The 19,763-nt window shown below is 57.3% G+C and carries 19 protein-coding genes; 8 read left to right on the top strand and 11 right to left on the bottom strand.

Features of this window, described 5'->3' with window-relative positions:
• Window positions 1-2 precede the first annotated feature (2 nt).
• The 5 genes from ACUTQW_RS02235 to ACUTQW_RS02215 all read right to left on the bottom strand — a co-directional run bounded on the left by ACUTQW_RS02235 (window position 3) and on the right by ACUTQW_RS02215 (window position 3,557).
• The gene (locus ACUTQW_RS02235; RefSeq protein WP_006324344.1) at window positions 3-533 is read right to left on the bottom strand and encodes a GNAT family N-acetyltransferase; all 531 of its coding nucleotides are present in this window, start codon (window positions 531-533) and stop codon (window positions 3-5) included.
• A gap of 67 nt (window positions 534-600) precedes the next feature.
• Complete coding sequence (locus ACUTQW_RS02230; protein ID WP_006324345.1) at window positions 601-1,377, bottom strand: HPr family phosphocarrier protein; 777 nt, start codon at window positions 1,375-1,377, stop codon at window positions 601-603.
• A gap of 173 nt (window positions 1,378-1,550) precedes the next feature.
• Window positions 1,551-2,318, bottom strand: a complete 768-nt coding sequence (locus tag ACUTQW_RS02225) for a molybdopterin-dependent oxidoreductase (RefSeq protein WP_004942254.1) — start codon at window positions 2,316-2,318, stop codon at window positions 1,551-1,553.
• Window positions 2,311-2,916 carry a cytochrome b/b6 domain-containing protein gene (locus ACUTQW_RS02220; RefSeq protein WP_064798738.1) on the bottom strand — a complete coding sequence of 202 codons (606 nt, stop codon included), beginning with the start codon at window positions 2,914-2,916 and terminating at the stop codon, window positions 2,311-2,313. The genes ACUTQW_RS02225 and ACUTQW_RS02220 overlap by 8 nt, the downstream gene beginning before the upstream one ends.
• A gap of 14 nt (window positions 2,917-2,930) precedes the next feature.
• Complete coding sequence (locus ACUTQW_RS02215; protein ID WP_020438728.1) at window positions 2,931-3,557, bottom strand: hypothetical protein; 627 nt, start codon at window positions 3,555-3,557, stop codon at window positions 2,931-2,933.
• Window positions 3,558-3,697: 140 nt separating this feature from the next.
• Between ACUTQW_RS02215 and ACUTQW_RS02210 the strand changes: the two genes are divergently transcribed.
• Window positions 3,698-4,369 (top strand): heavy metal response regulator transcription factor, encoded by a 672-nt coding sequence (locus tag ACUTQW_RS02210; RefSeq protein WP_004942258.1) that lies wholly within the window; start codon window positions 3,698-3,700, stop codon window positions 4,367-4,369.
• Window positions 4,366-5,790 carry a heavy metal sensor histidine kinase gene (locus ACUTQW_RS02205; RefSeq protein ID WP_064798739.1) on the top strand — a complete coding sequence of 475 codons (1,425 nt, stop codon included), beginning with the start codon at window positions 4,366-4,368 and terminating at the stop codon, window positions 5,788-5,790. The genes ACUTQW_RS02210 and ACUTQW_RS02205 overlap by 4 nt, the downstream gene beginning before the upstream one ends.
• Window positions 5,791-5,831: 41 nt before the next feature.
• Here ACUTQW_RS02205 and ACUTQW_RS02200 read toward each other — a convergent pair whose 3' ends face one another.
• Both ACUTQW_RS02200 and ACUTQW_RS02195 read right to left on the bottom strand, forming a co-directional pair.
• Window positions 5,832-7,298, bottom strand: a complete 1,467-nt coding sequence (locus tag ACUTQW_RS02200) for a HAMP domain-containing sensor histidine kinase (RefSeq protein WP_006324349.1) — start codon at window positions 7,296-7,298, stop codon at window positions 5,832-5,834.
• A 3-nt stretch (window positions 7,299-7,301) separates the two neighbouring features.
• Window positions 7,302-8,015 (bottom strand): response regulator transcription factor, encoded by a 714-nt coding sequence (locus ACUTQW_RS02195; RefSeq protein WP_006324350.1) that lies wholly within the window; start codon window positions 8,013-8,015, stop codon window positions 7,302-7,304.
• 153 nt (window positions 8,016-8,168) lie between these two features.
• Here ACUTQW_RS02195 and ACUTQW_RS02190 point away from each other — a divergent pair, with 153 nt between their 5' ends.
• From ACUTQW_RS02190 to ACUTQW_RS02180, 3 genes are read left to right on the top strand one after another with little or no spacing between them, the layout of a single operon-like run.
• Window positions 8,169-8,780, top strand: a complete 612-nt coding sequence (locus ACUTQW_RS02190) for a cytochrome b/b6 domain-containing protein (protein ID WP_037430457.1) — start codon at window positions 8,169-8,171, stop codon at window positions 8,778-8,780.
• 10 nt (window positions 8,781-8,790) lie between these two features.
• Window positions 8,791-9,567: a molybdopterin-dependent oxidoreductase gene (locus ACUTQW_RS02185; protein ID WP_006324353.1), complete on the top strand. Its 777-nt coding sequence runs from the start codon at window positions 8,791-8,793 to the stop codon at window positions 9,565-9,567.
• Window positions 9,568-9,626: 59 nt separating this feature from the next.
• Window positions 9,627-9,902, top strand: a complete 276-nt coding sequence (locus ACUTQW_RS02180; RefSeq protein ID WP_004942270.1) for a pentapeptide MXKDX repeat protein — start codon at window positions 9,627-9,629, stop codon at window positions 9,900-9,902.
• 50 nt (window positions 9,903-9,952) lie between these two features.
• Here the strand turns inward: ACUTQW_RS02180 and ACUTQW_RS02175 are convergent, their stop codons facing one another.
• Window positions 9,953-11,992 carry a choline transporter gene (locus ACUTQW_RS02175; RefSeq protein WP_004942272.1) on the bottom strand — a complete coding sequence of 680 codons (2,040 nt, stop codon included), beginning with the start codon at window positions 11,990-11,992 and terminating at the stop codon, window positions 9,953-9,955.
• 390 nt (window positions 11,993-12,382) lie between these two features.
• On the opposite strand from ACUTQW_RS02175, the gene betI reads away from it, so the two are divergent.
• The 3 genes from betI (at window position 12,383) to betA (ending at window position 16,365) form a co-directional block, all read left to right on the top strand.
• Window positions 12,383-12,979 (top strand): transcriptional regulator BetI, encoded by a 597-nt coding sequence (gene betI / locus ACUTQW_RS02170; RefSeq protein ID WP_037430460.1) that lies wholly within the window; start codon window positions 12,383-12,385, stop codon window positions 12,977-12,979.
• Window positions 12,980-12,999: 20 nt separating this feature from the next.
• On the top strand, window positions 13,000-14,472 hold the full coding sequence (gene betB / locus ACUTQW_RS02165; RefSeq protein ID WP_006324356.1) for a betaine-aldehyde dehydrogenase: 1,473 nt from the start codon (window positions 13,000-13,002) through the stop codon (window positions 14,470-14,472).
• 225 nt (window positions 14,473-14,697) lie between these two features.
• Window positions 14,698-16,365 (top strand): choline dehydrogenase, encoded by a 1,668-nt coding sequence (gene betA / locus ACUTQW_RS02160; protein ID WP_004942278.1) that lies wholly within the window; start codon window positions 14,698-14,700, stop codon window positions 16,363-16,365.
• A gap of 101 nt (window positions 16,366-16,466) precedes the next feature.
• On the opposite strand, the gene ACUTQW_RS02155 is transcribed toward betA, so the two are convergent.
• The 3 genes from ACUTQW_RS02155 to ACUTQW_RS02145 form a co-directional block, all read right to left on the bottom strand.
• On the bottom strand, window positions 16,467-18,089 hold the full coding sequence (locus tag ACUTQW_RS02155) for an FMN-binding glutamate synthase family protein (protein WP_064798741.1): 1,623 nt from the start codon (window positions 18,087-18,089) through the stop codon (window positions 16,467-16,469).
• A gap of 176 nt (window positions 18,090-18,265) precedes the next feature.
• Window positions 18,266-18,856, bottom strand: coding sequence for a hypothetical protein (locus ACUTQW_RS02150; RefSeq protein ID WP_004942281.1), 591 nt, complete (start codon window positions 18,854-18,856; stop codon window positions 18,266-18,268).
• Window positions 18,857-18,878: 22 nt separating this feature from the next.
• Window positions 18,879-19,595 carry an EAL domain-containing protein gene (locus ACUTQW_RS02145; protein ID WP_006324358.1) on the bottom strand — a complete coding sequence of 239 codons (717 nt, stop codon included), beginning with the start codon at window positions 19,593-19,595 and terminating at the stop codon, window positions 18,879-18,881.
• Window positions 19,596-19,763 lie beyond the last annotated feature (168 nt).

The following is a 19,763-nucleotide window of genomic DNA, read 5'->3' as shown; positions in this document are numbered from 1 at the left end:
GTTCATAAGGGGCAGTGCATCACCACAATCGGATTCTGGTGGTATTCGCTGCGGTGGCTTTCGCTAAAGCCGACTTTTTTCGCCAATGCCAGCGAAGGCTGGTTCTCCGGCGAGATAATACACACCGCCTTATCGCTGGGTAAGTGTTCCTTCCCCCAGGCCAGCGCTGCCTGCAAGGCTTCGGTGGCATACCCTTTGCCCTGCGCCGCCGTTATCAATGTCCAGCCCATCTCGGGGGCGTCGAGTGCCGGGATAATAGCGCGCTGGAAATCGGAAAAACCGATGCCGCCGAGGTAAGCGCCGCTGATTTTATCGCGTACCGCCCAGTAGCCGTACCCTAATAGCGTCCAGTGACCAACGTACCGCATCAGCCGGCCCCAGGAATCTTCGCGATCCCTCGGCGTACCGCCGATATAGCGGACAATTTCGGGATCGGCCCACATGGCGGCCAGCGATTCAAAGTCGTCAAGCGTATGCGCATCCAGGCGTAAACGCTCGGTCAGCAACGGCGGTGCGGTGGTGATAAGCGGCATTATTTTTTTCCTGCACAGAGCGAAAAACGGTGTAGCGAGTATGCCAGAGAAGTGACGTCGCCAGCCATTAGAGGTAAGGCTTTATCCAGCCAAGCCCGGCAGCGGTTTCGCCGCGAGGTTTGTATTCACAGCCGATCCAACCCTGATAGCCCATGTTGTCCAACTGTGCGAACAGCCACGGATAATTAAGTTCTCCGTCGTCCGGCTCATGACGATCTGGCACTGATGCGATCTGAATATGGGCGTAGCGCCCGGCCAGCGAGGTCATCAGGCCGCTGATATTGCCATCAACCAACTGAGCATGGAAAAAATCAAACTGCATGAAAACGTTCGGGCGATCGATAGCCTCGACCAATTGCGCGGCCTGGTGTTGGCTGGAGAACAGATAGTGGGGTTTCACCTGTGGGCTGAGGGCTTCGATCAAAACCTTGATGCCGTGTGCGGCGAAGGCCTCTGCGGCATAGCGGATATTGCCGATAAAGCTCTCGCGATAGCGCTGCCAGTCGGCTCCCTGCGGGACCAAACCGGCCATCACGTGCACGCAGGGGCAATTCAGGGCGATGGCGTAGGCCAACGCGCATTCGATATCGGCGCGCGCATCCTGTTCGCGGCCGGGGACGGCGGCCAACCCCCATTCACCGGCTACAACATTGCCCGGAGGGGTATTGAACAGCACCTGTTGCAGATCATGACGCCGCAGCTGTTCCGCCAGCAGTTCGGCTGGATATTCATAGGGGAACAGAAACTCCACCGCCTTGAACCCTGCGGCGGCGGCGGCCTCGAACCGCTCCAGAAACGGCAGCTCGTTAAACATCGTCGATAAATTGGCAGCAAATTTAGGCATGTTCCAGCTCCGTAATCCGGCAATTTCTTCATGGTACAGGGCAGCAGCGGGGGGCAGAAATGATTTTACAGGTGGATATCAGAAAATGAGGTTTAAACAGAAAAACCCCCTGACGGAGGTTAACGCTCTTTTCCAGCCGGTAGCGTGGGTTCTGCGCAGTACTGCGCAGAAAACTAGATTCCGCTAAACCAGTTATAGCCTTGATCTTCCCAGTAGCCGCCGGGATTGGTATCGCTGACAAAAATGGCGGCGATATGCTTGGCGTTCTTGAAGCCCAGTTTGGTTGGCACTCGCAGCCGCAGCGGATAGCCGTAGTCCGCCGGCAATGCCTTACCGCCGAAATCCAGCGCCAGGAGGGTCTGCGGGTGCAGTGCGGTGGCCATATCTATGCTGGAGTAATAACGATCCGCGCATTTAAAACCGACGTAGCGGGCATTCAGATCCGCCCCGACATGCTGCAGGAAGCTGCGCAGCGGTACGCCGCCCCATTGCCCGATGGCGCTCCAGCCCTCGATGCAGATCAGCCGGGTTATCTGGCTTTGCTGCGGCAGGCGTTGCAGCTGTTCCAGCGTCCAGGGGGCGGTTTTCTCCACCTTGCCGGAAATTTCCAGCCGATAGCTGGCGAGATCCACCTCCGGTACGTTGTACTCGGGGTAAAACGCGTTGAACGGGAAGGGGTGGGTAATCTGATCCGGCCGATAGGTTTGCGCCAGCCGCTGGCCGCTGAACAGCCAGGCCTGTACCCGATCGTTCCAGCGCGACATGGCCCACAGCACTTTATCCACCTGATCGCCGTCTTGCATGTTGCAGCCGGTCAGCATGGCGATGCCGCCCAGCGTCAGGCCGGAGCGCAGCATCAGGCGGCGTTGCAGATTGACCAGCTGTTTTTTCTGGTCCGGTTCCAACGCCGGTGTCGAAGGGCGCCGTCGTTTATCATTCATGTTTGCCACCCGTAATCATTGCCCATAGCGTGCGCGGCACGATAATCACCATTAGCAGGTGAATCACCACAAATAACCCAATGGCGGACATGGCGAAAAAATGCACGTAGCGCGCGGTGTCAAACCCGCCAAACAGGCTCACCAAGCCTTGCAACTGCACGGGTTTCCAGATGGCCAGTCCGGAGAGCACCAGCAGCAGCCCCAGCGCCAGCACGCCCAGGTACATCAGTTTCTGAATGGCGTTATAGCGGCCATGGTGATGTTGCAGCCGCAGCGTTAGCGCCTGCCCGATTTCGCGCCGCAGCGCCTTGGCGCTGAGCGGCAGCAGATCGCGCCGGAAATGGCCGCTGAACAGGCTCCACAACAGGTAGCACAACGCGTTAAGCGCCAGCAGCCACATTACCGCCAGATGCCAGCCAATCGCGCCGCCCAGCCAGCCGCCGAGCGTCATCTGTGGCGGAAAGCGGAAGCCGAACAGCGGTGAGGCGTTGTAGATTTCCCAGCCGCTCATGAACATGCAAACCATGGCGAACAGGTTAACCCAATGGGTGATCCGGACCGGCCAGCGATGCACCGGCCGCGGCGCGTTGGTTTTCATCGTTTTTTCCTGGGTCACATTGGCGGAACGGTGCCGTCTTTGCCGGCGGAGATGCGGGTGGCGACGCGTTCGCCTTTCTCGTCAGTGGCGGAGAACAGCACAATGTGCGCGCCCGGTTTCAACAGGCTGCGATCGCCGGGATCCAGGGTGACGATCGGCACGTCTTCCGGCACGGTGACGGTTTTCTGCTGGTTACCGTAGGTCACGGTCAGAGTGCGGCCGTTGGATTTCACCAGCTTGCCGACGGTACCGTTGGTCATGGTGTCTACCTTACCGTCGGCAGATTCCCAGGCCGAGTGGCCCTCGCCGGTGCCGCGCAGGCTGGCGGCGAACACGTGCACTTCCAGCGCTTTCAAGGTGCCATCCGCTTGCGGTACGGCGGCGGTGCCGATAAAGCTGTCCGGCTTGATATCGTCCAGCGTGCCCTTGGATACGCTCAGTACCTTGGTTTGATCGTTGATTTTTACGCTGACCTTTTCCCCTTTACGGTCGGTGAGCTGCAGGCTGCTGTCGCTGACTTGATCGATGGTGCCACGCAGTGGAGCAATGACTTTTCCCGGTGCCGGGGCGGCGGCGGCAATGCCGCTGCACAGCATCAGGGTGGACAGCAGTAAACCGGCAAAACGATGACGGGTAATCATAATCTTCTCCTTTGTATGGGTTGCCGGTTAAGCATGGTCGAACAACAGGGACAGCACCATGTCCGTTTGATGACATTAATGTCATCAAGAATGTCAGCCGAAACTGCTAGTATTTCCGCAGATGCAACGAGGTGGCGACAATGCGGATATTGGTGATTGAAGACGACATCAGCACGGGTGATTACCTGAAAAAAGGGCTGGGAGAGGCGGGATACAGCGTCGATCTGGCGCGTAACGGCACTGACGGGCTGTTCCGGGCGCTGGAGCACGGTTACGACGCCATCGTGCTCGACGTGATGCTGCCGGGGCTGGACGGCTGGCAGATAGTGGAAGTGCTGCGCAAGAAAAGCGATGTGCCGATCCTGTTTCTGACTGCGCGTGACGGGGTGCAGGATCGCATTCATGGCCTGGAGCTGGGGGCCGAAGATTATTTGATCAAACCCTTTTCCTTCACTGAACTGGTGTTGCGTATCCGCACGCTGCTGCGGCGCGGTACGGTGCGTGAAGCCGATCACTACAGCCTTGCCGATCTGCAACTCGACGTATTGCGCCGCAAGGCGGTACGGCAGGATGTGGTGATCCCGCTGACCAATAAGGAGTTTATGCTGTTGCACCTGTTGGTGCGGCGCGAAGGAGAGGTGCTGTCGCGCACCTTGATCGCCTCGCAGGTTTGGGACATGAATTTTGACAGCGACACCAACGTGGTGGATGTGGCGATCAAACGCCTGCGCGCCAAGATTGACCGGCCGTTCGCTATCAAGCTGATTCATACCGTGCGCGGCATCGGTTATGTCTGCGAGCCGCGCTCATGAACGTGCTGGCCCAACGCTGGCACAGCCTGTCGCTGACGTTACGCAGCGCCATGCTGTTTGCGCTGGTGGCGGCGCTGGTGGTCAGCGGCGCAGGCTGGTATCTGTATGGCGCGATGCGTCAGGAGATGACCACCCGCAGCGATTTTCAGGTTACCGGCCGGGTGGAGTATTTTCGCCATTTGCTGAGCCAGCGCTTTCCGCTCGACCGGTTGGTGGCCAACACCGGCCTGTTTGAAAACATGCTGGGCAATGAACAGGACGTTTTGATTTTTCAGCAACCGGGGCAAAAACCCTTAATCAACGTTAATCCGGCCAGGTTGACGCTGCCGCCCATAACGCCAACGCCGGTCGACGCGCCTCAGCTTCTGAGTGCGGTGAGCAGTGGGGAAACGGCGCAGGGCGTGCCGCTGCGTGTCGCATCGGCGCTGGTGAGACTGGATGACGGCAACCTGCTGCAGATCTCTGCGGCTCACGTGATGGTCAATGAACAGAAGATGCTGGCGCGCTATCTGTGGCGGATCGTCGCTGCGGTGGCTGTGGCGTTTTTACTGATCGCGCTGCTGGGCTATTGGGTGATGCGCCGTGGGTTACAGCCGCTGTGGCGCATGGCGGCACAGGCGGCGGTGATCACGCCGAATACGCTGTCGACTCGGCTGAGTGAGCAGGGGGCACCGAAGGAGCTGCGACAACTGACCCGTTCGTTTAACGCCATGCTCGATCGGCTGAATGAAGGCTATCAACGCCTGACGCAGTTCTCCGCCGATCTGGCGCATGAAATCCGCACCCCGGTGGGCGCGTTGATGGGCCATTGCCAGGTGGCGTTGTATCAGCCGCGCAGCGTGGAAGAGTATGAAACCCTGTTGTCGAACAATATGGACGAACTGGAGCGCATTTCGCGCATGGTGGAAAATATTCTGTTCCTGGCGCGCGCCGGGGAAGCGCAGGCGGTGCTGAACTGTAGCCGAATGGATATAGCGCAGGAGCTTCAGCGGGTGGCGGACTATTTCGAAGGCCTGGCGGAAGAGCGGGGCATCACTTTAGTTTGCCGGGGCGAGGGGCAACTGATGGCGGATGCGATGCTGTTTCAGCGTGCGTTGAGTAATCTGGTCGCCAATGCGGTGCGTTATGCCGACGAAAACAGCCAGATACGGTTGCAGGCGCTCAGTCAGCCGAAGGGAAGGGTAGTGATCCAGGTGGTCAATCAAGGGCGGCCCATTTCACCGGCGCACCTGGACAAGCTGTTCGACCGTTTTTACCGTGCCGATGCAGCCCGCAGCGCCGGCAGCCATGCCAGCGGCCTGGGGTTATCGATCGTGCGCGCCATCATGACGCTGCACGGCGGCGAGGTTCGTGCCGAGTGCATCGCCGGTGAACCCTCGGCGCGCATCACCTTTAGCCTGATATTTCCTCAGGCCGATTAATACTGCGCTGAATGCGGCGCATTGGATCCCGGCTGCATCGATCAGCGCGGCGGAATGGCGAAGCGGAAGCAGGCCCCTTTTTGCGCTTGCTCGACCAGTTGAATGTCGCTGCCGTGCAGTTGCAAAATGCGCCGTACGATCATCAGGCCCAGCCCGCCGGCATGGCGGCGCGCGCCGTGCAGGATAGACGGCCGCACAAACAGGTCGGCGCGCAGCGCCTGCGGAATGCCGGGGCCGCTGTCGTTGACCTGCACCAGTATCTTGTCTTCCTGCTGCCACAGCCGTACGCCGATTTCACCGCCCTGCGGCGTATGGCGAATGGCGTTGTCCAGCAGGTTGGTCAGCACCCGCTCGATCATGCTCAGATCGGCAAACACCAGCGGCATGCCCGGGGCGATATCGGCGCGTAACCGCTGATGCCGCGCCTCGGCCGCCAGCTCGAACTTCTGGAATACGTCCTGCACCAGCTCGCCGAGCGAGAACGGCTCTTTTTGCGGCTTCACCACGCCGTACTCCAGCCGCGCCAGTTCGAACAGTTCTTGCGCCAGTTTGCCCACCTTGCGGCTTTGCGCCAGCGCGGTCTCCAGGTAGCGTCTGCGATCGTTTTCGCTCAGGCTGGCCGATTTTACCGACAGCGTTTCCAGGTAGCCGTGCAGCGAGGTGAGCGGGGTGCGCAGATCGTGCGAAATATTGGCGATAAACTCGCGCCGCTGCTGGTCCTGCTGCGACAGCGATTGCCACTGTTCGGCAACGCGCTGCGCCATGCTGTGAAACGCCAACTGCAACTGACTAACCTCATCGCGCCCGAGGCTGGGAACCGGTTGCGCCGCATAGGCCTGCACCGCGGCGATGCCGCCGTTATCCAGCACGCTCACTTGCCGGGTCAACTGGCGGATAGGTCGCGTCACCCAGCGGAAGGCGAAGCCGCCGGCCAGCAGGCCGAACACTACCACCAGTCCCATCGACCACAGCGCCATTTTAACCGCCGAGCTGAACTGAGCGTTGCTGGCCAGCGCGGTATAATCTTCGCCGAGCAACACCACATACAGATAGCCTTCAATCTGGCCGTTGACCTTCAGCGGCGCGACGCTGAATACCTTCTTCCCGTCGGGGCTGCGCGGATCGTCGCCGTACACCGGCATCCTCGCGCCGTCGAGCAGCGCCTGCAGCGGCGACAGATCGACCTTTTGTCGTTTCAGGCGGCCGGCCGGCGCGGCATTGCCGATAATATTGCCCTGTATGTCGAGCAGATAAACCTCGACGCTGGGGTTCACCGCCATCAGTTGATCGAACAGGGTATGTACTGATTGCGGGTTCAAACCGTCCTGGCCCAGCAGCGGGTTGCTGGCGGCGATGTGTTGCGCCAGATTACCGGACAGCCGTTGAATGGTCGCCTGGCTGTACTGGGTGTTGCTACGCACCTGCAACCAGCCGGAGAAGGCACAGCAGAGCAGCAGCAGCAGGGCGAAGATCAGCGTCAGGCGTTGCGTTAAGGTAAGATTTTTCATGTTTTACTCTTGCGGCGGCGCCGCGAATTTATAGCCCATCCCCCACACCGTGAGGATGCGCAGGGGTTCCGCCGGGTTGCTTTCTATCTTGATGCGCAGCCGGTTGATATGGGTATTCACCGTGTGTTCATACCCCTCGTGCTGATAGCCCCACACCTGGTTCAACAGGCTAAGGCGGGAGAACACCTTGCCCGGATGGCGAGCGAAGAAATACAGCAGGTCAAACTCGCGCGGCGTCAGATCGATCGGTTGCCGATTCAGCTGCACTTCGCGGGCTATGGGGTCTATGGTCAAGCCGTCAAAGCTCAGCGTGCCGGCGTCCATACGCAGGTTGCGGCTCATCGCCTCCTGGCGGCGGAACAGCGCTTTGACCCGCGCCACCAGTTCCAGCATCGAAAAGGGTTTGGCCAGGTAATCGTCGGCACCCAGCTCCAGCCCCAGCACGCGGTGTACCTCGCTGGAGCGCGCGCTGATGATGATGATCGGCGTGTAGCGCGTCATGTTGCGCGCCCGGCGGCAGATCTCCAGCCCGTCGACGCCCGGCAGCATCAGATCGAGGATCAGCGCGTCCCAGCCGCCCTGTTCCAGCATCGCCATGCCCAGATTGCCGTCGGCGGCGTGGCTAATGTCGTAGCCTTCATCGCGCAGGTGCAACTGCAACAGCTCGGCGATGTCGCCGTCATCCTCAACGATTAAAATTCTCTTTGGTTTTTCCATCTGTACCCACCGCTGATTGCCCGATCCTAGCTGAAAGTCTACACAACCGCCGTGCATGGAGTTATCACATTTTATTTAACTTTGCGTGAGGTCTCGGGGAACAAATTTGGGGAATACTTCGCTCATCGCCACCTTGGCCGCCAGGAGATAAGCATGAGCATGACTCTCACACCGGAAAAACCATCGCTTGTGCATCCGCTGTGGTTGCGGTTGACCCACTGGCTGAATGCGCTGGCGATGCTGATTATGGTCACCAGCGGCTGGCGCATTTATAACGCATCGCCACTGTTCAATTTCAGCTTTATCAACGAGCTGACGCTCGGCGGTTGGCTGGGGGGCGCGTTGCAGTGGCACTTTGCCGGCATGTGGCTGTTTGGGCTTAACGGGTTGTGTTACCTGTTGATCAACCTGGTCAGTGGCCGTTTCAAACGCAAATTTTGGCCGCTCAGCCCCAGACAGTTTTTCACCGATCTGAGCGCCGCGTTGCGTGGCCGGCTGCAGCATGCCGATTTGCGCCACTACAACATGGTGCAGCGTGCGGCTTATCTGTTCGTGATGGCCGACAGCATCCTGATGGCGCTCTCCGGGCTGGTGCTGTGGAAATCGGTGCAGTTTCCGCTGCTGCGCGAGCTGCTTGGCGGTTACGAGGCGGCGCGTTATATCCACTTTTTCGCCATGTCGGCGCTGGTGGGGTTTGTCGTGATTCATCTGGTGATGGTAGCACTGGTGCCCCGCACCTTGCTGGCCATGCTGCGCGGGCGTTAAGGAGATGACAATGAAAACGGATAAGCCCTCTATCACTGTGAGTGAAGGACAGGCGATCGTCAAAGAGGCGCAGAGACTGTTGGCATCTTCGTCGCGCCGCCGCTTTCTGCGCAACGGTTTGACGCTGGGCGGCATCGCGATGCTCACCGGCTGTGATCTCAGCAGCAATGCCAACGTCGAGCAAGCGCTGAGCCGCATTTCGCGTTTTAACGATCGGGTGCAGGGTTGGTTGTTCAGCGCTGACCATCTGGCACCGGTCTATCCCGAATCCATGATCACCCGGCCGTTTCCGTTCAACGCCTTTTACGGCGAAGAGGAGGCGCCGGACATCAACGGCGACGACTACCGGTTGGAAGTGAGCGGGCTGGTGCTGGACAAAAGCGCCTGGACATTGCCGCAATTGCACCGGATGGCGCAAATCAGCCAGGTGACGCGCCATATTTGCGTCGAAGGCTGGAGCGCCATCGGCAAGTGGGGCGGGGTGCCCTTTGCGACCTTTCTCAAGGCAATTGGCGCGGATTTGAACGCGCGCTATGTCAGCTTTAAATGCGCCGATGATTACTACACCAGCATCGATATGGCCACCGCGCTGCATCCTCAGACTATTATGGCGCTGACCTATGACGGCCAGATTTTGCCGCGCAAATACGGTTATCCGATGAAGCTGCGCATGCCGACCAAGCTCGGCTACAAGAACCCGAAACACATTCAGGTGATTGAGATCACCAATCGCTTCCCCGGCGGCTACTGGGAAGACCAAGGTTATAACTGGTTTGGCGGCAGCTGACGGCGGCCGCGAATCTCCCCGGCGCCTCAGGCGTCTTTGACATGAAAGAAGGACATAGCATGAAAAAGTTATTCGCAATGATGATGTGCAGCGCGTTGATGTTGGGTGTGGCAGGTGCCAATGCCGCCGACAGTATGAGTAAGGATGCGATGAAGAAGGACGCCATGAGCCAGATGTCGCATGACGGCATGGCTAAAGACGGCATGAAGAAAGATTGCATGGGCAAGGATTGCATGAAGAAAGACGCCATGAAGCATGACGCGATGAAAAAGGACCACATGGCGAAAGACGGTATGAAGAAAGACGCCATGAAAAAGGATGCGATGGGGCAGTAACAAAAAAGGCGCAGTTTAAAAAACTGCGCCTTTTGGCCGTGTCGAACGGATCACATATCCGGGAAGGTCAGGGTATTGCCCGGCGCTTCGCGGTGAATGTGCAGGAAGTTCAGGTGCTTCTCGTACTGATCGAGGATGTCGCCGATCACCTGCTCCTTGCTGTAATCCATCAGATCATTGCCCTGGGTGCCTTCCATCAGGAAGGTTTCCAGCCGGTAATAGTGCGATTTGCCTGAGCGGGCGCGGTAGGTGAAGCCCGGCACCGAATAACGCTGTGGCCAAATTTGATAGATAAAGTTTTGCTCCTCACCCAAATGCACCAGCAGTTCCAGGTGGTTCAAACGCTCATCTTCCGTCGGCGGCACTTCGGTAAATTCCACTTTGGCGCCGCGCAGTTCCAGCTCGCGCGCCACTTCCTGCATTGCCGGTCTGCAACGGGTATCCAGCATTTTTTGCGTGTACTGGGTGCCAGGGTAGTTCATCACCCGCGACAGGCGCTGCTTCCAGTTCAGCACGTCATTGCTCGAAATCGGCATGGGGGCGTTGGTATTCAGGGCGCTGGCCTTGCGATAGTCCTCCACCCGCAGTGATTTATACAACCCGGCCATCACGAAGAAGATCACGAAGCTGAACGGCAGACCCATGATCACCGTCGTTTTCTGCAACGCAGGCACGCCGTCGGTCATCAGCATGCCGATGGTCAGCAGGCCGATGGCCACCGACCAGAAAATCCGCAGCCAGTTGGGCGCATCATTATTGATGTCGGCCAGGCGCGAGGTAAAGTTGCCCAGCACCAGTGAACCTGAATCCGCCGAGGTCACGTAGAACAGCAGGCCGGTGATGGTGGCCACCGAGGCGCTGAAGGTGAAGCCCGGGTATTGCGCCAGCAGGCTGTAGAAGCCGCGTTCCGGGTATTGCATCACTTCCTGCGCAAAGGCGGCATTGCCGTGGATAATCTGGTACAGCGCGCTGTTACCGAAGATCGACAGCCACAGCAGGGTGAACACGAAAGGAATGATCAGCGTGCCGACCACAAACTGACGGATGGTACGCCCGCGCGAAATACGCGCCAGGAACAGGCCGACAAACGGCGACCACGCCACCCACCAGGCCCAGAAGAACAGGGTCCAGTTGTTCATCCATTCCACCGGACGATCGAAGGCGAAGCTGTTGAGCGTCATGCCCATAAAGCGATTGACGTAATCGCCGACGTTGAGCACCAGCGCATTGAGCAGGAACTCGGTATCGCCGCAGAACAGCACGAACAGGATCAGCCCCAGCGCCAGCAACACGTTGAGCTCCGACAAAATACGAATGCCCTTGTTGACGCCGGAGGTCACCGAAATGGTGGCCATAATCACCGAAAGCAGGATCAGTGCGCTTTGAACCGTCAGGTTTTCCGGTACCTGGAACAGCACCTTCAATCCGTAGTTGAGCTGCACCACGCCAATGCCGAGCGTGGTGGCGATGCCGAAAATGGTGCCCAGCACCGCTGCGATATCCACGCTGTGGCCGATCGGGCCGTTAATGCGTTTACCGAAGATCGGGTACAGCGCCGAACGGATGGTCAGCGGCAGGTTATAGCGGTAGCTGAAATAACCGAGGGCAATGCCCATCAGCGCATACATCGACCAGCCGGTTAGCCCATAGTGGAACAGCGTCCACACCATGGCTTGGCGTGCCGCTTCCAGCGTTTGGGCATCGCCTTCCGGCGGCATCATATATTGCGTCACGGGTTCGGCGACCGAGAAGAACATCAAATCGATGCCGATGCCGGCGGCGAACAGCATCGCCGCCCAGCTCATCAGGCTGAACTCGGGTTTCGACTGTTCCGGCCCGAGCTTGATCGAACCGAAGCGCGAGGCGGCGATAAACACCACGAATACGATGTACAGGGTGGCGGCCAGCAGGTAATACCAGCCGAAGGTGGTTGAAACCCAATTCAGGGTGCGGGTGATCCATCGCCCGGAGAAATCGGTAAAAAAGATTGTCATCAGCGAGAAGGCCAGAATCAGCCCTGCCGAGGTAAAGAAAACCACAGGATTAAGGCGATCCTTTTGCGGTTTTGAGGAGGTTTCGCTGGTTGTCATCGTCGTCCTCTGTTTTTTAACAACTGAATAAAATCGTGCCCACCTTTCTGCTCTGAACGACGCGCAGGCGTCGTCCGGAAAAGTGCGGATAAAAAGCGGCACTGCTTGCCGTTTAGCCTGTTAACGAAACGGAAAATCGTTTCGTGGTGGGAACCGCTTACAGACACTGATTTTGGTCAGATTCGTTAAATACCTCACAAAAATCAGCCAGTTCCACAACCGAAAAGTACATTTTTGTAACCAGGCGGCAATAAAATATATGCAATTTTTATTGAACGTTCAATCAAAAAAAAGTTTAATAGTCCGCATGAAGACCAAGTTCAGCAGGCGGAAAGTCGATGAAATTCGCCGCTGAGATGAGGCCGAAGTCGGTTTTGTGAGAGTCGAATTATGCCAAAGGTAGGAATGCAGCCAATCAGAAGGCAGCAGTTGATTGATGCCACGCTGGCCGCGGTAAACGAAGTCGGAATGCATGACGCCACCATTGCGCAGATAGCGCGCAGGGCGGGCGTTTCCAACGGCATCATCAGCCACTATTTCAAGGATAAGAACGGGTTGCTGGAAGCCACGATGCGCTATTTGATCAGCCATTTGGGGGAAGCGGTGAAGCTGCGGCTACAGGCGCTGAACAACCAGAGCCCGGCCGCAAGGCTGCAGGCGATCGTTGCCGGCAACTTCGACGACAGCCAGATCAACAGCGCAGCGATGAAAACCTGGTTGGCCTTTTGGGCCAGCAGCCTGCATCAGCCGCAGCTTAACCGGTTGCAACAGGTGAACGGCCGCCGTCTGTATTCCAACCTGTGCGCCGAGTTCAGCCGCGCATTGCCGCAGGCGCAGGCGCGTTTGGCGGCCAAAGGGCTGGCGGCGTTGATCGACGGTTTGTGGTTGCGCAGCGCACTGCGCGGGGCGGCGTTTAATCAGGCGCAGGCGATCGCACTCACTACCGATTACATTACGTTTCAACTCCGGGGGCAAACGCCACCCTGAGGACAATCCAAGGAGAACCTATGTCCCGTTTTGGCTTGCAGAAGCTCTATATTCATGGTGCCTATGTAGACAGTACCGAGGGGAAAACCTTCAACGCAGTGAACCCGGCGAATGGCGAAGTGCTTGCCGAGATCCAGTCCGCCAGCGCTGAAGACGTCAACCGTGCGGTTGCCAGCGCAGCCAGCGGGCAGAAGGTGTGGGCGGCGATGACGGCGATGGCGCGTTCGCGCATTCTGCGCCGTGCGGTGGATATTCTGCGCGAGCGTAATGACGAACTCGCGGCACTGGAAACGCTGGATACCGGCAAGGCAATGTCGGAAACCACCGCGGTCGATATCGTCACCGGCGCCGACGTACTGGAATACTACGCAGGGCTGATCCCGGCTATCGAAGGCCAGCAGATTCCACTGCGCGACACCTCTTTCGTTTATACCCGCCGCGAGCCGCTGGGCGTGGTGGCCGGTATCGGCGCCTGGAATTACCCGATTCAGATCGCATTATGGAAATCCGCGCCGGCCTTGGCGGCGGGCAACGCAATGATCTTCAAACCGAGCGAAGTGACCTCCCTGACTGCGCTGAAACTGGCCGAGATCTACACCGAAGCCGGCGTGCCGGACGGCGTGTTCAACGTGCTCACCGGCAGCGGCGCGGAAGTCGGCCAGTATCTGACCGATCACCCAGGCATTGCCAAGGTGTCCTTCACCGGCGGGGTAAAAACCGGCAAGAAAGTGATGGCCAATGCCTCGGGTTCAACGCTGAAAGAAGTCGCTATGGAACTGGGCGGCAAGTCACCGCTGATTATTTTTGACGACGCCGATCTGGATCGCGCTGCCGACATCGCGATGATGGCCAATTTCTACAGCTCCGGCCAGGTGTGTACCAACGGTACGCGCGTGTTTGTCCCGGCGGCGTTGCAGGCAGAGTTCGAAGCGAAAATCCTCGAACGCGTGAAGCGCATTCGTCTGGGTGATCCTGCCGATCCGCAAACCAACTTTGGGCCGCTGGTCAGCTTTGCGCATATGGAGTCCGTGCTGCGCTTTATCGAGAGCGGCAAGAACAGCGGCGCACGTTTGCTGTGCGGCGGTGAGCGCGTGACCGAAGGCGAATACGCCAAAGGGGCTTATGTGGCGCCGACGGTGTTTACCGATTGCCGTGACGACATGGAAATTGTGCGTGAAGAAATCTTCGGGCCGGTAATGAGCATCCTCACTTATCACAGCGAAGAAGAAGTGGTGCGCCGTGCCAACGACACCACTTTCGGCCTGGCAGCCGGACTGGTGACCAAGGATCTGACCCGAGCTCACCGCGTGATTCACCAGCTTGAAGCCGGCATTTGCTGGATCAACACCTGGGGCGAGTCGGCGGCGGAAATGCCGGTTGGCGGCTACAAGCAATCCGGCGTCGGCCGCGAGAATGGCCTGAGCACGCTGGAGCACTACACGCAGATAAAATCGGTGCAGGTCGAGTTGGGCGATTACGCCTCGGTATTTTAACTATCCCCGTCGTCTTTCAAGCTACAGCGTGGTTGGCTGCGAGCGCAGACCCCAGTCACTTACTTGAGTAAGCTCCTGGGGCTCTGCGCCCTTGCCGCCTAGCTGTAACTCGAAATCCATAGGGGATATATCCTTTTTTGCATCCAAAGCTGCCTTGATATATTCAGCATGCGGAATTCAAGCCATTCGCATCATTCAGGCATACGAATATTTAGGAGATAATCGATGGAATACGATTATATCATTATCGGTGCCGGCTCCGCCGGCAACGTATTGGCGACCCGTTTAACCGAAGACGCCGATGTCAGCGTGTTGCTGCTGGAAGCCGGCGGCCCGGATTACCGGATGGATTTCCGTACGCAGATGCCGGCCGCGCTGGCCTTCCCGTTGCAGGGGCGCCGCTACAACTGGGCCTACGAAACCGATCCTGAGCCGCACATGAACAACCGCCGTATGGAATGCGGCCGTGGCAAAGGTCTGGGCGGTTCTTCGCTGATCAACGGCATGTGCTACATCCGCGGCAACGCGATGGATTTCGACAACTGGGCAAAAGCGCCGGGTCTGGAAAACTGGAGCTACCTGGACTGTCTGCCGTATTTCCGCAAGGCGGAAACCCGCGATATCGGCCCGAACGATTATCACGGCGGCGACGGCCCGGTCAGCGTCACTACCCCGAAAGCCGGCAACAACGAACTGTTCCACGCGATGGTGGAAGCCGGCGTGCAGGCGGGCTATCCGCGTACCGAAGATCTAAACGGCTATCAGCAGGAAGGGTTCGGCCCGATGGATCGTACCGTGACGCCGAAAGGCCGCCGCGCCAGCACCGCTCGCGGTTATCTGGATCAGGCGCGTTCACGCCCTAATCTGAAAATCGTTACTCATGCATTGACCGATCGTATTCGCTTCGATGGCAAACGTGCGGTGGGCGTTGATTACTTGCAGGGCGACGGCAATCAGATCGCCAGCGCAAGCGCGCGGCGCGAAGTGCTGCTGTGCGCCGGGGCGATTGCCTCGCCGCAGATCCTGCAACGCAGCGGCGTCGGCCCAGCGTCGCTGCTGAAAAGCCTGGATATCAAGGTAGTGCACGATCTGCCGGGCGTCGGTGAGAACCTGCAGGATCACCTGGAAATGTATCTGCAGTACGCCTGTAAAAAACCGGTGTCGTTGTATCCGGCACTGCAATGGTTCAACCAGCCGAAGATTGGCGCAGAGTGGCTGTTCAACGGCACCGGCATTGGCGCCAGTAACCAGTTTGAGGCCGGCGGTTTTATCCGTAGCCGCGAGGAGTTCGCCTGGCCGAATATCCAATATCATTTCCTGCCGGTGGCGATTAATTACAACGGCAGCAACGCGGTCAAAGAACACGGGTTCCAGGCTCATGTCGGGTCGATGCGTTCCCCGAGCCGTGGCCGGGTGCAGGTGAAATCGAAAGATCCGCGTCAGCATCCGAGCATCCTGTTCAACTATATGGCGACGGAGCAAGACTGGCAGGAGTTCCGCGACGCGATCCGCATTACGCGTGAAATCATGGCGCAACCGGCGCTGGACGAGTACCGCGGTCGCGAAATCAGCCCGGGGCCGGAGGTGCAGACCGACGAGCAGCTGGACGCCTTTGTGCGTGAGCATGCTGAAACCGCCTTTCACCCTTCCTGCTCATGCAAAATGGGCGAAGACGAGATGGCCGTGGTCGACGGCCAGGGGCGGGTGCACGGCATGGAAGGGCTGCGGGTGGTGGATGCCTCCATCATGCCGCTGATCATTACCGGTAACCTGAACGCCACCACCATAATGATTGCCGAGAAGATTGCCGACAACATTCGCCAGCGTGCGCCGCTGCCGCGCAGTACCGCAGAGTATTACGTGGCCGGCGACGCCCCGGCGCGCAAGCCGTAACCTATATGCCCTCTCGCCGCTGAGGGGGAGGGCCGCCGTAGCAAGCACCCCCTCTCCAATGCTCTTCCCCGAGGCGAGGGGGCAATACTTTCCCTCTTCTGTTAAACCGGCAGCGAGATCGCCTGATCGAAACTGTTGGGTGTCGCCATGCGCCACATCCGCGCATAAAAATCACTTTGGATCTCTTTTTCCAGCAATGCGCCTGGCTCCAGGTAGTAATAGATGTCCGCGTAGACCTTGATTTCGGTTGAGGTGATGCGGCGTAGCATATGGTGAGACGTCAGTTGCTCCGGGCGGCTGACGCCGGCCGCTGCCAGCATTTCCGCCAGCGCTTTGACCGTATTTTGGTGGAAGTGGTAAACGCGTTCCGCCTTGTTCGGTACCACTAATGCCTTCTGGCGCAGCGGGTCCTGCGTGGCGACGCCGGTCGGGCAGTGGTTGGTGTGGCAGCTTTGCGACTGGATGCAGCCGACGGCAAACATAAAGCCGCGCGCCGAGTTCACCCAGTCGGCCCCCAACACCAGCACGCTGGCGATGTCGAAGGCGCTGATGATTTTGCCGCTGGCACCGACTTTGATCTTGTCGCGCAGTCCGCAGCCCACCAGAGTGTTGTGGACGAACAATAGCCCTTCGCGCAACGGCATACCCATATAGTTGGATAACTCAAGCGGTGCGGCGCCGGTGCCGCCTTCCTTACCGTCTACTACGATAAAGTCCGGCAAAATATGGGTATGCAGCATCGCCTTGGCGATAGCGACAAACTCCCACGGGTGGCCGATGCACAGCTTAAAACCCACAGGTTTACCGCCGGACAGTTCGCGCAGTTGCTGGATAAAATGCATCATTTCCACCGGGGTGGTGAAGGCGCTGTGCGAAGCCGGAGAAATGCAGTCTTCCCCCTCGGGCACGCCGCGCGTGGCGGCAATTTCCGCATCCACTTTTTTTGCCGGCAAAATGCCGCCATGGCCCGGTTTGGCGCCCTGGCTGAGTTTGATTTCAATCATTTTTACCTGCGGGCTTTTTGCCTGCTCGGCAAAACGCTGCGGATCGAAATGGCCGTCGGCGGTGCGGCAGCCGAAATAGCCGCTGCCCAGTTCCCACACCAGATCGCCGCCGTGCTCGCGGTGATAGCGGCTGATGCTGCCCTCGCCGGTGTCATGATAGAAATTGCCTTTCGCTGCGCCAAGATTGAGGGCGCGGATGGCGTTGGCCGACAACGCGCCGAAGCTCATGGCGGAGATATTAAAGATTGAGGCGGAATAGGGTTGGCTACAGTCCGGGCCGCCGATCGCCACGCGAAAACTGGTGGGATCGGATGCCGCTACCGGACGCATGGAATGGCCGATGCATTCATAACCCGTTTGATAAACGTCCAGTTGGGTACCGAATGGCTTGTCGCCCATCTCATTTTTGGCGCGGCGATAGACCAGCGTGCGTTGAGTACGTGAGAACGGGATCTGGGCGTTATCTTCTTCCAGTAAATATTGGCGTATTTCCGGGCGGATAAATTCGAAGAAAAAGCGCAGGCGGCCGATGATCGGATAGTTGCGGCAGATGGCGTGGCGTTGCTGAGTCAGATCGTAAATGCCCAGAGCGCTCAGCCCCCCGAAAAGGAGGGTAGGCAGCCAAAACCAGGGCCGCTGCGGCAACAGCGTCAATGACGCCAACGCAAGCAAGATGCTCAAAACAAAGCAGGTATAACGGCTGAATAAGGATGATTTCATAACATCTCCTGATGTTTTTTATTTAATCCAGACGACAGGGCTCGCGGGACTTTCCCGCGGGCAAATCGTAACCAATGGACAGGAGTGTTATGTGGCTGTTGCTGCTTTGTCGCTCATTGTTACATTAATTTAACCTAGCGTGACAAAAGCAGGCCGCCGGGTAGCAGCCTGAAGGGTTATTTACTGGCGACGAAGATGGTGCTCATGCTGCGCAAACGCAGCTTTTTCATCGCGCTGTATTTTTGCGAGAAGATGGTTTTGGGGTGCGTGCCGCGCTTCTGGGCAATATGCAGCAGGCTATCGCCACGCAGCAGGTTGAAGATGACATCGCTTTCCGCCGGGCTGAGTTCGCGGGTTTTCTGCATTTTTATCCCGCCTGATTCTTTGCTTTCCAACAGATTTTGTATTTTTTCCTGCAGCGAATAAAGTGGGATGCGGGTAGAGACCAATTCAACGGAAATACCCAGTATCGACAGCAGTTTCACTACGCGTTCGTCATCATAAAACACCAGGATCCGCGTTTTGGTGTTGTATTGCTGATGCATTGACACCAGGCTTTCAATGACGTTGACACTTTGCTCCAGATTTTGCGAGGTAAAGATCAGCGCGATATCGTGCTTAATTATCTTTTCCGCCTTGGAGCCACCCTGCATAAAATCCGAAAACAGTCTGATATCGTACTTGCCGTAATGTTTTTTCACTAATACCGAAAGGCCGACATAGCTGTACTTACACTCACTAATAACAAGGACATTGTTTTTAGACATAATGGCAGACACCAATAATGAGTTAAAAGTATTCAGCTGTAAGAAGCGAGTTCAAATCCTTGATGTCGGATTCCTTCCACAGCTTTCCCTGCAGTGCGTAATATGGCATTTCGTCCAGCCATTTTTTATGGTCGGGAGTTTCAACTCCTTCGATAATTACCTTGTAATGGTTAAGGTAAAAAAATCGCAATAAAGCGCGCATTAAGCCGTCACCGCCAGATTTTCCCATGAAATCCCATAACAAAAATCGGTCGAGCTTAACGAAGCGGAACTGGCTGTTATACAACGCGGAGAAACCGGCGTAGCCAGAACCAAAATCATCTAGCCAAAATGAATAACTTTTCAGTAAGGGATCGCCATGAACGCGATCTTTTACCAGTCGGGTTGAGTTTTCGCTGATTTCAAAGTGAATACAACGAGTGGCGCGAATTCTTTCTGCAAAATGGTCGCTGGCCAGCGAACGTAACGAATGGTCGTCCACATTCAATGTGGCTATAACCTGATTGTCACGAAACCAGTGATTATATTTTTCTATCAGGCTGACTTGTTCTAACAGAATCTCAATCCGGGTTGCGCTATCGGCAGAACGAAAAAATTGTTCAGGGGAAAAATGAGCATTTTCGCTATTGAAAGTGAATCGGGACAAGCATTCAACGGCCAGCAATTGTCCGGATTTTCCGAACATAGGCTGGAAAACATAATTAATCCCGTTATTTTTCGCTCTAAAAGAACCGCTCATTTCTCAATCCCTTGACTGATATGTAACTTATTGTTTTTTAACGGTAATAAAAGTAAAAAAATGCTTTTTATTGGTAATTATCTTATTTAATTTAACCAGGACGTGCCATGCCGCCTCCAGACCATTAAACGCGCAATTTGTCGTGAAGTCCAAATGATTTCAAAGGTA

The organism is Serratia sp. TSA_7 (genome assembly GCF_052692135.1).
This window is presented reverse-complemented; position numbering and strand designations above follow the sequence as displayed.

Excerpts from the sequence above, each read along its gene's own strand:
- ACUTQW_RS02235 (WP_006324344.1), bottom strand. The coding sequence starts at position 533 with ATGCCGCTTATCACCACCGCACCGCCGTTGCTGACCGAGCGTTTACGC.
- ACUTQW_RS02230 (WP_006324345.1), bottom strand. The coding sequence starts at position 1,377 with ATGCCTAAATTTGCTGCCAATTTATCGACGATGTTTAACGAGCTGCCG.
- ACUTQW_RS02225 (WP_004942254.1), bottom strand. The coding sequence starts at position 2,318 with ATGAATGATAAACGACGGCGCCCTTCGACACCGGCGTTGGAACCGGAC.
- ACUTQW_RS02220 (WP_064798738.1), bottom strand. The coding sequence starts at position 2,916 with ATGAAAACCAACGCGCCGCGGCCGGTGCATCGCTGGCCGGTCCGGATC.
- ACUTQW_RS02215 (WP_020438728.1), bottom strand. The coding sequence starts at position 3,557 with ATGATTACCCGTCATCGTTTTGCCGGTTTACTGCTGTCCACCCTGATG.
- ACUTQW_RS02210 (WP_004942258.1), top strand. The coding sequence starts at position 3,698 with ATGCGGATATTGGTGATTGAAGACGACATCAGCACGGGTGATTACCTG.
- ACUTQW_RS02205 (WP_064798739.1), top strand. The coding sequence starts at position 4,366 with ATGAACGTGCTGGCCCAACGCTGGCACAGCCTGTCGCTGACGTTACGC.
- ACUTQW_RS02200 (WP_006324349.1), bottom strand. The coding sequence starts at position 7,298 with ATGAAAAATCTTACCTTAACGCAACGCCTGACGCTGATCTTCGCCCTG.
- ACUTQW_RS02195 (WP_006324350.1), bottom strand. The coding sequence starts at position 8,015 with ATGGAAAAACCAAAGAGAATTTTAATCGTTGAGGATGACGGCGACATC.
- ACUTQW_RS02190 (WP_037430457.1), top strand. The coding sequence starts at position 8,169 with ATGAGCATGACTCTCACACCGGAAAAACCATCGCTTGTGCATCCGCTG.
- ACUTQW_RS02185 (WP_006324353.1), top strand. The coding sequence starts at position 8,791 with ATGAAAACGGATAAGCCCTCTATCACTGTGAGTGAAGGACAGGCGATC.
- ACUTQW_RS02180 (WP_004942270.1), top strand. The coding sequence starts at position 9,627 with ATGAAAAAGTTATTCGCAATGATGATGTGCAGCGCGTTGATGTTGGGT.
- ACUTQW_RS02175 (WP_004942272.1), bottom strand. The coding sequence starts at position 11,992 with ATGACAACCAGCGAAACCTCCTCAAAACCGCAAAAGGATCGCCTTAAT.
- betI (WP_037430460.1), top strand. The coding sequence starts at position 12,383 with ATGCCAAAGGTAGGAATGCAGCCAATCAGAAGGCAGCAGTTGATTGAT.
- betB (WP_006324356.1), top strand. The coding sequence starts at position 13,000 with ATGTCCCGTTTTGGCTTGCAGAAGCTCTATATTCATGGTGCCTATGTA.
- betA (WP_004942278.1), top strand. The coding sequence starts at position 14,698 with ATGGAATACGATTATATCATTATCGGTGCCGGCTCCGCCGGCAACGTA.
- ACUTQW_RS02155 (WP_064798741.1), bottom strand. The coding sequence starts at position 18,089 with ATGAAATCATCCTTATTCAGCCGTTATACCTGCTTTGTTTTGAGCATC.
- ACUTQW_RS02150 (WP_004942281.1), bottom strand. The coding sequence starts at position 18,856 with ATGTCTAAAAACAATGTCCTTGTTATTAGTGAGTGTAAGTACAGCTAT.
- ACUTQW_RS02145 (WP_006324358.1), bottom strand. The coding sequence starts at position 19,595 with ATGAGCGGTTCTTTTAGAGCGAAAAATAACGGGATTAATTATGTTTTC.